Annotated in this window: 9 protein-coding genes; 4 read left to right on the top strand and 5 right to left on the bottom strand. The window is 41.3% G+C overall.

What is annotated here, in order from left to right; translation table 11 throughout:
- The first annotated feature begins 169 nt into the window (after positions 1-169).
- Positions 170-763 carry a hypothetical protein gene (locus tag A9479_RS15095; RefSeq protein WP_064663872.1) on the top strand — a complete coding sequence of 198 codons (594 nt, stop codon included), beginning with the start codon at positions 170-172 and terminating at the stop codon, positions 761-763.
- A gap of 58 nt (positions 764-821) precedes the next feature.
- Here A9479_RS15095 and A9479_RS15090 read toward each other — a convergent pair whose 3' ends face one another.
- On the bottom strand, positions 822-1,373 hold the full coding sequence (locus A9479_RS15090) for a flavodoxin family protein (RefSeq protein WP_064663871.1): 552 nt from the start codon (positions 1,371-1,373) through the stop codon (positions 822-824).
- A 90-nt stretch (positions 1,374-1,463) separates the two neighbouring features.
- The gene (locus tag A9479_RS15085; protein WP_064663870.1) at positions 1,464-3,164 is read right to left on the bottom strand and encodes a cyanophycinase; all 1,701 of its coding nucleotides are present in this window, start codon (positions 3,162-3,164) and stop codon (positions 1,464-1,466) included.
- A gap of 350 nt (positions 3,165-3,514) precedes the next feature.
- Here A9479_RS15085 and A9479_RS15080 point away from each other — a divergent pair, with 350 nt between their 5' ends.
- The 3 genes from A9479_RS15080 (at position 3,515) to iadA (ending at position 9,199) form a co-directional block, all read left to right on the top strand.
- On the top strand, positions 3,515-6,475 hold the full coding sequence (locus A9479_RS15080) for a TonB-dependent receptor (protein ID WP_064663869.1): 2,961 nt from the start codon (positions 3,515-3,517) through the stop codon (positions 6,473-6,475).
- A gap of 141 nt (positions 6,476-6,616) precedes the next feature.
- The gene (yfcC, locus tag A9479_RS15075; protein ID WP_064663868.1) at positions 6,617-8,020 is read left to right on the top strand and encodes a putative basic amino acid antiporter YfcC; all 1,404 of its coding nucleotides are present in this window, start codon (positions 6,617-6,619) and stop codon (positions 8,018-8,020) included.
- A 12-nt stretch (positions 8,021-8,032) separates the two neighbouring features.
- Positions 8,033-9,199: a beta-aspartyl-peptidase gene (gene iadA / locus A9479_RS15070; RefSeq protein WP_064663867.1), complete on the top strand. Its 1,167-nt coding sequence runs from the start codon at positions 8,033-8,035 to the stop codon at positions 9,197-9,199.
- 59 nt (positions 9,200-9,258) lie between these two features.
- On the opposite strand, the gene A9479_RS15065 is transcribed toward iadA, so the two are convergent.
- From A9479_RS15065 to A9479_RS15055, 3 genes are read right to left on the bottom strand one after another with little or no spacing between them, the layout of a single operon-like run.
- A complete protein-coding gene (locus tag A9479_RS15065; protein ID WP_064663866.1) occupies positions 9,259-9,564 on the bottom strand; it encodes a DUF3240 family protein in 306 nt (101 codons plus the stop codon).
- Positions 9,557-12,631: an efflux RND transporter permease subunit gene (locus tag A9479_RS15060; protein ID WP_064663865.1), complete on the bottom strand. Its 3,075-nt coding sequence runs from the start codon at positions 12,629-12,631 to the stop codon at positions 9,557-9,559. The genes A9479_RS15065 and A9479_RS15060 overlap by 8 nt, the downstream gene beginning before the upstream one ends.
- The gene (locus A9479_RS15055) at positions 12,632-13,672 is read right to left on the bottom strand and encodes a hypothetical protein (protein ID WP_231893580.1); all 1,041 of its coding nucleotides are present in this window, start codon (positions 13,670-13,672) and stop codon (positions 12,632-12,634) included.
- Positions 13,673-13,689: the final 17 nt, after the last annotated feature.

Below are 13,689 nucleotides of genomic sequence, written 5' to 3'. Positions count from 1 at the left end.
TAATTAATTTAAATCAATTGCTTATAAATTCAGACAGGAAAGCTGAGATTATAAATTGTATAAAAATAAAGCCGTACAGGCCAAATCTTACAAAATAATAAACTGGTCATTCATTGGGCAGTAACCTTGTAAGGAATAGAATCTACGATTTACGTATTAAGGAAAATACATGGATTTGTCTGACGAAGAAATTAACTTTTTATCTGGGTTGTTTGAACCTAGTCAAAGTACAGCATTAATTAATGAAACAAAACTAACAGTACAAACATCAATACCAGATGGTATTGCGCATTTACTTGGTCAGGCTAAATTAACCCTATTAGCAGAAGTAGCTCATTACCAACTGTGGTTTCCACTTCAATTTAAAACTGATGAATTAGGCCATTTCAGTACTGTGTTAGCAGCCTCAGAAGTGATTGATACTAAAGGCACTCAACGTAGCTGGCGATTAAGTGAATTAAATATTCAAAGCCATGGTTTTTGCATTGAATCTATCTCAAGCACAGGAATATTTTTAAAACCCACATCAATAAACAGTGAACTTGATGAGTTACAAAATATGCAATTTATTTTACCCAATGAAGCGGCTATATCATTAGACATAGAACCCGTTAGGCACAGTGAGTGTGGCATAGCAGCTAAAATAAAGCATATTCACCATGGTAAAGAGCAGTTAAGAGCGTATTTATTTGAAGTGCATAAACGTGAATATTCAAGCTTATATCAACTTGAGCATAAGCAAGAACTGGGGCTATCAAACTAAAAAGCCACACTAATTAAGTGTGGCTTTACGGATTAAATAAACTTAATTTAGGTCATTTTTACTTTAATCGTTTTGCTATTTTAGCAACGCGCTCACCGTATAAACGAGCCGTTTCTAAATCGCCTGATGGAATAGCCGTTTCATCTGCATCAGTAGGTGATTGTACTAATACGCCAACCGAACCGCCTAAGTTATTGATGTCTTGACGGGTTGATTCCAATTTATTGGCGGGTGGTAACCCTAAGCTTACCCAAATTCCACCATGCTGTGAAGCTAACGTTTGCATACTAATTAGGGTGACTTGTTTGTCGCCATTTAGGCTGCCGCTATTAGTAAAACCGCCAAACACTTTATCTTTCCAACCCATGGTAAACCACACTTTAGAGGTGGCATCGACAAACTTTTTAAACTGCCAAGGGTATGAGCCCATATAGGTAGGTGCACCAAAAATAATGGCGTCTGCATTGTTTAATGCATCCCAATCGGTGTCTTTAATATCACCATTTTCATCGATTGCAATAAGCTGAGCGTTTGCTCCATCAGCCACAAATTCCGCCACTTTTTTGGTATGGCCATATCCAGAAAAATAAATAACCGCTACTTTACTCATGAACCTTCCTTTTGTTGTGATTTAATAACACGCTTTAAATATAGTATGGCCGCTTAATCTAAAATCAACTAAGCAGCGTGTTTAATTAAATTAAAAGGTACTCACTGAAATTTCTAAATTACTCACCGCACAGCCATACTGCTCAGCACTAATACGGTGATAAGCCGACTCAGGCTTAGTTGATAGACTAATAATAAACGCATCTTGCTGACCAACAGCGGTTTGTTCTTGGCTCAAGCACATGGCCTGCGTTAAAGAGCGCAATTTGGCATCCGTTAAAATACTGCCGAAACGCTGAATCGGTAAAGGCGGTATTTTAATTGCTGGCAATGCTTGGCTAATACTGCGCTGACTTAAGGTGAAATCGTTATTTTTAATATCAATCACACTGCCAGCAGGCCAGTACGAGTAACTGTAGGTTTTAGTTTTAGCTGCTGTTTGCCCTGTTGATTTAACCATCACCACGCCATTTTTGCCAATTACTGTCATTAAATTGCCAGCTTCAGATTTAACCACCACTAAGGCGGTGGTTTCGTCTACACCAAAACCAAATGCGGGTTGAGCTTGATTTGCACTGAAGCTGTTGAGCAAGGTGCCTAGTCTTAATGTACGGTTTCGCTCACTAAAGTGTGTATCGAGTACACCGTAACTAAATGTGCCTAAACCCCCAAAGCGGTTGTAAGTTAAACTATCGCTGTTTGAGCGCTCACTGGGTGCATCAATGGCTTGCGCGCCTTCTTTCAATGCCGATAAACTTGTGCCATTAGTGATCATCATCACATTACCAGCGTGCGCTTGCCCGCCACTTTGCACTGCGGTGCCTGCACTTGTACCTACAACAACAGGGCGAGACTGTAACGCTTTTGTCCATGGATATGGCTGATTATTTTCATCAAACAATACCTTGCGCGTTAAGCTTTGATCGCCGCCATTAAACATAACACCGGTACTATTTTTGATTAGCTGCACTAAAGCGTCTGTGCCGTTTTTACACAGCAAATATTCTGCTTGAGTGCGATCAGGGTAAATATGTTCACGTTGATATAGCCCCATTTCAGAGTGCCTAAGCGTGTTTAAATCATCACATTTATTGGTAGTTATTGCTTTAGCAAGCGCAGGAGTTAATGCAAGCCATTGTGAATTTATATTGGGAAAACGAAGTAATCCTTCGTAAAAATCAGCAGATTCATAAGGGTCTCTGCTTGAGGCGGTAATGGCTAGTATGCTCGGGTTAGTACTTTTTACTTTTAAACTGCCCGATATAAATTGCAAAATATCTGTCGCGGCGGATTCGCTATTAAGCGCAGTATTGACCTGCTCTTTTAGTCGCGTATTGTCGCCCTGCAGCTGCGCTACTTCAAGCATATCTATTACAAAATTGTATTCTTGATCCGTTAAACTATTGAGCTGTTTACTATCAATATCGCGCCATAACCATAACAGCTCTTTTTTTGACAATGTAGGTGATGATTTAGCCTGCATTGTTGCTAAATTTTTAATAGTTTTGTTTTTAGCTTGCGTATTTTTACTTGGCCATTGTTGCTTTATTTGACTAATTTTAGCGTGGGAGAGCGCAAATACATTATGTATTTTACCCGGAATTTGTGTGTTTTTTTCACAATTTTTAGGGCTTAAACTAGCACACGTTGTGAGTGCACCGCCGACTAATACTAACGTTTGTTCAGATTCTTTTGCGCTTAACTGCAGCGAAAAAGCAATAAAAAACGAAAAAACAGCCGTTATTGTACGCGATTTAGCTAACCGTTTGTTTGGTAAATATATTCGTTCCATTATGTTATACTCATGTAAAAAATTATAAGAAATAACTTGCGAGAGCGTCTCTCACTTGCTATAAAAAAAAGGAACTTTAAAACGCGAGTAAGCTAGCACCCCTTTGCTGGCTTTGTCAAAAACCTTTTGGAATGAGAATTATGTTTAAAAAAGCACGTTTGCTTACAACATATTTCTACTCACCACACTACCTTTCGGAGTGGTTTGACGAGTAGCCCACCACCTCACTTTTTCACAGTGAGGGGCTTAGCGTGTCATTTCACCACTGCCCTGTCTAAAAATATAACAATTAAAAGCCACAGATCTGTTTGTATGTTTTTGTGCGCTTAAAAAGACAAAAGGTATTTAAGATGTTTCGTCAACTAAAAATTGCGGCAACAGTAAGCGCTTTACTGAGCCCGATCACTTTTGCATATGCACAAGAAACCAACACCGACACCAACATTGAACGAGTAGAAGTAACAGGATCTCGCTTAAAAGGCGTTGATCTTGAAGGAACTATCCCATTAACCGTACTAGACCAAGATGCAATTAAACGCTCTGGCGCTAATACCATTCATGAATTACTCAAAGATTTATCTGTTTTTAAGGGCGGAAGCGGCACATTTTCAACCTCTGAAAGTGGCGGTACGTCTACCTCTACACCAGCGGGTCAATCAGCTGCCAGCTTAAGAGGCATGGGGCCTTCGGCAACGCTGACATTAATAAATGGTCGCCGAGTTGCACCTAGTTCGTTTGCTGCAGGTACTGAAAACTTTGTAGATGTAAACTCTATTCCACTCGCCGCCATTGAGCGCATTGATATTTTAGCCACAGGTGCATCAGCCGTCTATGGTGCCGATGCTGTGGCAGGTGTTATTAACTACATTTTAAAAGATGATTTTGAAGGCGCTGAAATCAATACTTCGTTTGCCGATAGCTTTGATCAGCATGATGAAAGTAAAAAGCAGCTAAACTTAGTGTATGGTACAAAAATAGGCGAGAGTAACTTAACGGTATTTGCAGATATATATGACCGTAACGCTTTTAAAGCGACCGATCGCGATTATACCGCTTCACCTTCATTAGTTAATGGTTACTCATATTTACCTAAGCTGGAGAACTCACCGAATATTTATTATTTCAGCAGCCGAGACGGTAACGAACTTCCATCACCAAACTGTAAAACCGAATTAGTGACTACTGAATTTGGTGAACAAATTTGTGCTTACTACCCTAATCAAGATGACTACCTAGATACCCCATTTGAGAGCCTTTCAACCGGCTTTATGTTTAATAGTGAGCTCGGTGGTCTACAATGGCACACTGACTTTTTTTACAGCCAAACCAAGGCAAAAGCGTATTCATCGCCCTCACCTATTAACCAAATTAATGACGACGATGGCCCGTATGTTTTAGAAGACGCCTTATTTATTTACGATAATGCCGATGGAAGTAATGATTTAATGGATCAACTCTACATTGACCCATTTGATACTCAAAGTGGCCGAGAAGTGTATGGTTTTGGCTTTGATGCCCGCTTTAATACCCCAAGAACAGTGGAAGTAGAAACGAAAAACTTTCGCTTGGTAAGCAGTCTAAGTGGTGAAATTGGTGATTGGGGTTGGGAATCTGGGGTAACCTTTTCTCGCTCACGTTCAGAGCAAGAAGCGATTGCAGGAGTTTATAATCGTTACCAGTTCCATGGCGCCATCACCGGCGAGCTATGTTCAGACGGTACGCTGGCAAGTTATGACGGTACTGACTTAAACTGTGCATCGGGAGAACTGCTGCCTTTTTACAACCCTTTCCTTCAAGGCGACGCCGCTAATGATGCCGTTTTGGCAACAGCGCAAGCTCGCCCAACACGCAGCGGAGAAAGTACAGTTTACGGCTGGGATGCTAATTTTAATGGTGAGCTATTTACCTTTAACGACCTACCTGCCTATGCCTCATTTGGGGTAGAAGCACGCCGTGAAGAGTTAAGCGACATTCCTTCGCTTGATTCACAAGCTCAAGCAGATAAAGACTATCTTGTTGATGTATTTGGCTTTGGCTCTAGTTTATCAGAAGCCGATCGCACTCAATATGCAGCGTTTGCTGAATTAAGTATTTCACTCACAGAGCAAATAGAGCTGCAAGCAGCAGGTCGATACGATCATTACGATGATTTTGGTGGCACCTTTAATCCTAAAATAGGTTTGAGCTATCGCCCAACTGATTCGTTAGTTGTTCGTGGTTCATGGTCAACCTCGTTTAGAGCACCATCATTAACACAGGCTGGCGTTAAATTAAGAACCACACAATCTACTTTTGACTGTGGTGCAAACCAAGCGGTGTCTGATCTTTACTGTATGGGTGAAGGTACTGAGGTAAGCGTTAACTCGCTCGAACTTGGTAATCAAGCCCTTAAAGCTGAGGAATCTGAGGCTATTAGTGTTGGCTTTGCCTGGAGCCCAAGCGCTGATACTAATTTAACCGTTGATTATTGGCAGTTTGATCACGAAGAAGTGATTGATACCAACATGACTGCAGTACTCGATCGCGCCATTACTGATGCATCACTGCGCCATTGCGGTATTGTCCCAGAAGGCGAGCAAGGTATTTCTTACGAAAATGAGTTATGTGGTGTCTTTGACAATAGCGGTTTAAATATCGAGCAAGATGGCGCTAATCTTACTGAGATTTTAGCTAACTATGTTGATGAAGATAACAAAGCTGGCGATAAAAACCCAGATAACTTTAATCCCCGTCCTGGTGAAGACTACTTACCCTTATTCCGCGACCATGTCATTCCGCTTGAAAATACCGGCACACAAACGTTAGCGGGTATTGATATTAAATTTGACCATCGCTTTGCGTTATCTGGCGGCGACTTAACCTTCGCTTTTGACGGTACTCACTACCTTGAATTTGAACGCAACAAACCGGGCTCAGACTCAATTGAAAAGCTAGTGGGTACATATCGTTATCCTGAAAATATTGCGCGTATGTCAATAGATTGGGAAGCGCAAAGTTACTACCTTAACTTAGGTGCAAACTACACCAGCAGCTACGAAGATGATATAGAAGGTCTGCGTAGCCGTGAAATTGATGAGCTAGATTCACTTGGCGTATTAGACTCAAAAGGTGAGCATCAGGTTGATGACTGGCTCGTTTGGGATTTATCAGCGGGTTACTATGTTAATAAATCGCTGACTTTGCGCGCGCGTATCAATAATATTTTTGATAAAGAGCCACCCACACTTTATGGTTCAAGCCGTGGCTTTGATTCAATCAACCATAATGCCCTAGGTGCTAATTACAAATTAAGTATTAGCTACCGTTTTTAACCGCTTAGCCGCAAAGCAAACGCTTTGCGGCATTCCTTTTATTACAGGTCATGGCTACAGTGACACTGCCTATTAAGTGCTAAAGTACGTTTAAGCGTTTATTTACGCATCAACACAATGACCTTTTATTAAAGTGAAATTATGAAACAAAAACAATTTTCTATGCCCGATGCAAGCATCATTTTGCTTTGCGTGGCAGTGATTGCCTATATGGCCACGGTATTTATTACCCCTGGGGTATTTAATGCAGAGCCTGACAGCCATACTGTGCAGCTTTCACAATATCAAGCCGTTAACGACCAACAATCACCACCTGTTTTTGCACAAGGTGGCGAGATTGGTTTAGCTAATGTATTGTTTGAAGGCCTCGTGTCGGGTGATAAATATGGTGCAGCGATTGGCGTAATGGCGTTTATTTTGATCACTGGCGGTGCCTTTGGCATTATTATGAAAACCGGTGCGATTAATAACGGCATTATGGCACTTATTAATAAAACCCAGCGGGTTGAATGGCTGTTTATTCCCTTACTGTTTTTACTATTTTCGTTAGGCGGCGCGGTTTTTGGTATGGGCGAAGAGGCTATTGCCTTTTGTATTGTGCTGCTTCCTATTATGCAACAACTTGGCTACGACGCTAAAGTCACTGTACTTACAACTTATGTGGCCACGCAAATAGGCTTTGCCACCTCATGGATGAACCCGTTTAGCATTGCTATAGCGCAATCGATAGCTGAAATCCCGGTGTTTTCTGGTGCAGGCTTTCGTATGCTAGCGTGGGCTTGTTTTACCCTTGTAGGTCTTGTGTTTACAATGCGCTATGCAAAACGGATAAAAACACAAGTCCAAAAAACGGGTGGTCAGCCAACGATTAAACTTAGCCTAGCCGATGCACTCACATTATTAGTGTTTGTATTGGGCATAGCTTGGGTTGTATGGGGGGTGATGGCGCGCCAATATTATATTCCTGAGCTTGCTGCACAGTTTTTTTGCATTGGCCTTATCAGTGCAATAATTGCCATCGTGTTTAAAAAGCTAACCGCGAATGAGTGCGCGGATGCGTTTAAACACGGTGCACAAGAATTATTGCCAGCGGCGTTATTGGTCGCATTGGCTAAAGGCATTGTATTACTATTAGGGGGTAGTGATTTAACCACTCCCTCAACCCTCAACACCCTGCTTTATTACTGTGCAAGCAGCATAGCCAGTGTGCCAGATTACATTGCAGCTTGGGGAATGCTGGTGTTTCAAAGTGTATTTAACTTTTTTGTTTCATCGGGTTCAGGGCAAGCTGCCATCACTATGCCACTGATGTCTCCACTTGGCGATTTGCTCAATGTATCAAGGCAAATTGTGGTATTGGCCTTTCAATTAGGAGATGGATTAACCAACATTTTAATTCCCACTTCAGCTAGTTTAATTGGTTGCTTAGGTGTGGTGAAATTAGATTGGGGAGAGTGGGCTGCGTTTATTTGGCGTTTTGCCCTAGCACTTTTTGTATTAGCAAGCGGCTTTATATTTCTTGCTTACTTTATTAATTATCAATAAAAAGAATTTGTTATGTTAACTTTAATTCAAGGTGCAACCGTTTATGCACCTACCTTCCTAGGCACACAAGATGTTTTAATTGGCGGTGGTAAAATCATTGCTATTGACGAAAATATAACCCTCGACAGCAGTGTACTCGTCAAACGGATTGCCGGTAAAAATAAGCTGGTTGCGCCGGGGTTTGTTGATTCGTTAGTGCATATTACCGGTGGCGGTGGCGAGGCTGGATTTGCCAGCCGCACCCCTGAAATGAACCTAACCGATGCAACCTTGTCGGGCACCACCACGGTGGTGGCCGCACTGGGTACCGATTCAAGCTCACGTACACTTACCAACTTGGTTGCTAAAGCAAAAGGCCTTAAAGAGCAAGGGCTTAATGTATTTTGCCATACCGGTTCGTATCATTTACCCGCGAAAACACTCACCCATTCAATTACTGACGACATCATGTATATAGAGGAGTTTATAGGTGTTGGCGAAGTGGCGATTTCTGATCATCGTAGTAGCCAACCTACGGTACAGCAATTAGCAGAATTGGCAGCAGAGGCCAAAGTAGCCGGTATGCTCAGTGGTAAAAAAGGCACTGTGAGTATTCATGTTGGCCCTGTTGATAGCCATTTAACTATTTTACATCAGGTGGCCCAGCAAAGTGATATTAAGCTTAAACAGTTTTATCCTACGCATATGAACCGCAATAAAGCACTTCTTGATGCCGGTATTCACTTTTGTGATCAGGGCGGTACTATCGACTTTACCACCAGCACAACCGACTATGATTTAGCCCATGGTGAATATGCAGCAGCCCATGCCCTTGCCTACTGCTTGGAGCAAGGTGTAGCCGCAAATCAACTCACTATGAGCTCAGATGGCCATGCCAGTTTACCTATTTTTGATAAAGACTTTAATTTATTAGGGCTTGAGGTGGGCAAAGAGGCATCTTTATTAACCTCGTTTCAGCAAGCAGTTAAGCAATATAACGTCCCTATTGAACACGCTTTAATGAGCATAACCAGTAACCCTGCCGATATTTTAGGACTTGATAAAGGCCGTCTTAAAACAGCGAGCGACGCGGATATTGTCCTTCTTGATAAAGAGACCCTAACCCCTGAGTATGTATGGGCTAACGGCACATTAATGGTGCAAAACACCCATGCAGTTATAAAAGGAGTGTTTGAATAAGCTAGTACAGCTAAAATGCTGCTGAGATATTTCAGCAGCATTTAACATTAAATAGTAAATTACCCCAAATGCCCGCTTTCAACAATAGGCGTAACCCAATATTTTAATGGGGTGTATTGGCACACAGGGCTTAATGCCGTTTTAATTGTTTGCAGCTGCGCTAGTAATATATGCACCTCAAACTGATAAAAGCTGCGATGACCTTCTACTTGCTCGGCAATATCAAATTCACTGTGCTCCTTGCTGTAGCCTTCAATGTTTTTTAAGTTAAAGCCGGTAATGCAGTCTATGCCAATTAATATATCAACCACTTCATCTTTTATGTTTGTGGGTACATTTAGGGTAAAAAGTAACTGTTCAGCCATGTTTTTTCTCCAACCAACCATAAAAGATAGGTAATAAATAAAGTGTTGTAATTGTTGAGGTAATTAACCCGCCAATAACCACAATTGCCAATGGTTTTTGAATCTCAGCGCCAGGGCCGGTGGCAAATACCAGTGGCAGTAAACCAAACATGGCGGTTGTGGCTGTCATTAACACTGGGCGAAGGCGTCTGCTTGCGCCATCTAAAATGCGCTGCGTTACATTGGCAGAAAACATTTTCATTTGCTCAAAGTAGCTGATCATCACAATACCATTGAGTACCGCTACGCCAAGTAAAGCAACAAAACCAACCGATGCAGGCACCGACAGGTATTCATTACTTATAAATAGGGCAATCACTCCCCCCATTAATGCAAACGGAATATTAGCAATTATCAGCGTTGATTTAGATAAGGATTTAAACGTGGTAAATAAAATAATGAAAATTAGTATTAATGCCACTGGAATAAGCACCAGCAAGTTTTGTGTTGCACGTTGCTGGCTTTCAAATTCACCACCAAACGACAAGGTAAAACCACTGGGTAACTTTATGCTGCTATTAATTTTAGCTTCCAGTTCATTTACATAACTAACCACATCGCGGTTATCCACATTTACGCTTACAGAAGCAAAGCGCTTTGCTTTTTCTCGCTCTATTAACAATGGCCCTGTTTTAAAGCTAATATTAGCCACCTCTTCAAGTGGTAGTAGGCTGTTGTCGGGCATTAAAATTAGCTTTTGCTTTAATGCGCTCATTGACGATAACTCAAAGTGTGCTGCGCTGTCGCCTTTTTGTGCATTAAACACAATAGGGATCACGCGGTTTCCTTCTTGCAGTGCCGATACCTGTAAGCCTTCTAATTGCGACTTTAAATAATCGCTTAATCCTTCGGTGGTTAAACCAAACTGACTAGCAACCTCAGGAATAAGTTTAATATTTACGTATTTACCCCCTTCGATAAGCGCCATTTGCACATCACTTGCACCGTCAATATTAGTGGCAAGTGCCGTGATTTTTTCAGCTAATGAGGCAAGTGTCGCAATGTCATTACCGAATACTTTAATCGAAATATCACCGGTGCCACCGGTGAGCATTTCTGATACCCGCATTTGTATTGGCTGAGTAAAGCCAATATTTACCCCTGGAAATTGCGTAAGTGTTTGTCGAATATCCTCGATTAGCAGCGCTTTGGAGTCAAAACGCCACGTATCTTTTTGCGCTAATTCCATAAACACATCGGTTTCGTTTAACCCCATAGGATCAAGCCCGAGTTCATCGGAGCCGGTACGGGCAACAATTTGTACGATTTCTGGGGTGTTTTTTAGCAGTGTGGCTTCAATTTGTTTATCGATATCCAGCGAGGCTTGCAAGGAAATACTCGGCGATTTTTCCAGTTGCACAATAATGTCGCCTTCATCTAAAACGGGCATAAAGCTTTTACCAAGCCCCTGAAATAACACCCCACTGAGCACTAAAACAGCAACTGATATAACACTAATAGCCACCGGCTTTTTAATTGCTTGGGCAAGTGTTTTAGTATAAAAACCTTGTAATAGCGTGACCATTTTAGGCTGGGTTACGGGTTCATTTTTTAATAACAATGAGGCTAAAATTGGAATAACCGTTAACGACAACAACAGCGCACTTAACATGGCAAACACGATAGTGAGCGCCACCGGGGTAAATAACTTGCCTTCTAACCCTGTTAGCATTAATAGCGGTGAAAACACAATAATTATAATGATTGTGCCTGAGAACACTGGCGCCGCGACTTCTTTACATGCGCGATAAATAACATGCAGCCGAGGGAGGTGCTGATTGTTAGCCAACCGATTCACTATGTTTTCAACAATAACTACCGATGAGTCCACCAGCATACCAATGGCAATCACTAAGCCACCTAAACTCATTAAATTAGCCGATAAATCAAACTGCTTCATCATTATAAATGTCAGCAATGCCGACATAGGTAAAGACAAAGACACCACCAATGAAGAGCGAATATCACCTAAAAACAAGGCAAGTAGCACTATCACTAAAATAATCGCTTGGCCTAATGCGCTGGTAATGGTACTAATTGCGGTATTTATTAAGTTAGAGCGGTCGTAAAACACATTAATTTTTGTGCCTTGCGGTAATGAAGCTTCAATGGTGCGAAGTTTATCTTTTACATCTGCAACAACTTGCGCTGTATTACTATTTTTAAGCGCAATTATAAGCCCTTGTACCGCCTCTTCACTGTTTTTAGTGACTGCGCCATAACGGGTTAAACTGCCAACGTGTACTGTTGCAATATCACTTAACCGAATAACCTTATTTTGAGTGGATTTAATCACGGTATTTTCAATGGCGGTTATATCGGTGTATTTGCCCTCAGTGCGCAGAATTAAGGTGTCGTTGCCTTTTTCTAAGCGCCCTATGCCACCGTTTTGATTCGTTTGCGTGATTGCCAACTTCATTTCATCAAAGCTGACTTGATGCTGTTGCATCAATAAAGTATTGGGAAGTATTTCATAGGTTTTTGAAAAGCCGCCAAGGCTATTTACATCTGCAACGCCGGTTACAGTGCGCAGTAATGGACGAATTTGCCAATCTAAAAGCTCTCTTTTTTCAATCAGCGATAAGTGAGTACTTTCTATAGTAAACATGAACACCTCGCTCAAAGGCGTGCTCATTGGCGCCATGCCGCCACTAATATTACTGGGCAAGGTGGGCAAAATATTTAATAAACGCTCATTAACTTGCTGACGGGCCCAATAAATGTCGGTGCCCTCTTCAAAGTCAATGGTAATATCGGTAATAGAATACTTAGTGGTAGAGCGCAGCATTTGCTGTGACGGAATACCCAGTAATTCGGTTTCAATCACCCGTGTTACTTGCGATTCTATTTCAAGGGCGTTCATGCCGGGTAATTTGTAAACTATTTTAACTTGGGTGGGCGATATTTCTGGAAAAGCATCCACCGGAATACTTAACCAAGATTTAGCACCAATGGCCATAGCAACAATAACAAAAATACTAACAAACAAACGCTGAGTAAGTGAAAACTTAATAAGCTGGTTTAACATTTACTCTCTCCCTAAGTGAAGCAACATACCTTGTAGCGCACTTACCGAGCTTATTAGTACCTGCTGATCATCTAGGTTTTTATTGGCAGTAAATACATAGTCTTTGCCTTGTGTACCCTTGAGCTCAATCGGCAGTAACTCAAGGTTATCGCCAGACTTTAAAGCAATGTAATTAACATCTTCAAATTCAAACACCGCTGACTTTGCTATTTTAAAGCCCGTTAATTTATTTACCGGTGTGACTTTGATAGTTTGCCCCAGTCTAAGCTGGCACTCATTTGAGCTTGGCGACGCCCACACAATTTGATGGTATTTATCTGCAATACTGTCATAGCTCTCAATATTTAAGCTGCAACTTTGTGACAGTTTGAAATGCGCTAACGTGTTGGTAAAACTAAGAGGGACTTTAATCTTAACGCGAATACTACTTGCATCGATAATATCAAACGCGGTGTCACCCATCACACGGTTTCCCGACTCATTAGTGAGTTTTAAAATGCCCGTTTTTGGACTCACTAAGGTCACGTTTTCATTATCATCAATGTTTAAAAATGCCATTTGATGTTGCATATGTTCAAAATTTAGCTTGGCTTCAAAATAGCTTTTTGTGATTTCAACCCATTCAGAGCTTCTTATTATTTTGTTTTTTAAGTGCTGTTGGTTTATGTCGTAATGGCTTTTAGCAATAGCGAGCATATCTTTTGCTGATTGATAGGCATCTAAAAAATGGTGAACATCACTGCCCTCAACGCTTGCGATAGTGGCGCCCTTTTCTACCATGCTGCCGTTAGGGTATAAGTAACGAACCTGCTGTACATCAAACGCAAACAGCACCGTATAATTGACCCCTGGCTTGAAATTGACTTCACCAATTAGACTTTGCCCGTTAATAAACTCTGTTTTTTGAATCGGCGCAAATTCAACATCAAAACCACTGAGTGAAGAAAGCCCTACAGGTGCTAAATTTTGCGAAGCAAACACAGGATTAAATGTTAATAAAGTCACCGTAAAGAAGAAAAATAACGTATATTGAATACGCAAAAAATGAAGCATTTTTT

The sequence above is a fragment of the Pseudoalteromonas sp. MQS005 genome (assembly GCF_001661605.1).
Taxonomy (GTDB): Bacteria; Pseudomonadota; Gammaproteobacteria; order Enterobacterales; family Alteromonadaceae; genus Pseudoalteromonas; species Pseudoalteromonas tetraodonis.
This window is presented reverse-complemented; position numbering and strand designations above follow the sequence as displayed.

Bases quoted from the DNA above. Each gene is read 5' to 3' on its own strand.
- A9479_RS15060 (WP_064663865.1), bottom strand. From the start codon at position 12,631: ATGTTAAACCAGCTTATTAAGTTTTCACTTACTCAGCGTTTGTTTGTT.
- yfcC (WP_064663868.1), top strand. From the start codon at position 6,617: ATGAAACAAAAACAATTTTCTATGCCCGATGCAAGCATCATTTTGCTT.
- A9479_RS15090 (WP_064663871.1), bottom strand. From the start codon at position 1,373: ATGAGTAAAGTAGCGGTTATTTATTTTTCTGGATATGGCCATACCAAA.
- iadA (WP_064663867.1), top strand. From the start codon at position 8,033: ATGTTAACTTTAATTCAAGGTGCAACCGTTTATGCACCTACCTTCCTA.
- A9479_RS15080 (WP_064663869.1), top strand. From the start codon at position 3,515: ATGTTTCGTCAACTAAAAATTGCGGCAACAGTAAGCGCTTTACTGAGC.
- A9479_RS15095 (WP_064663872.1), top strand. From the start codon at position 170: ATGGATTTGTCTGACGAAGAAATTAACTTTTTATCTGGGTTGTTTGAA.
- A9479_RS15065 (WP_064663866.1), bottom strand. From the start codon at position 9,564: ATGGCTGAACAGTTACTTTTTACCCTAAATGTACCCACAAACATAAAA.
- A9479_RS15085 (WP_064663870.1), bottom strand. From the start codon at position 3,164: ATGGAACGAATATATTTACCAAACAAACGGTTAGCTAAATCGCGTACA.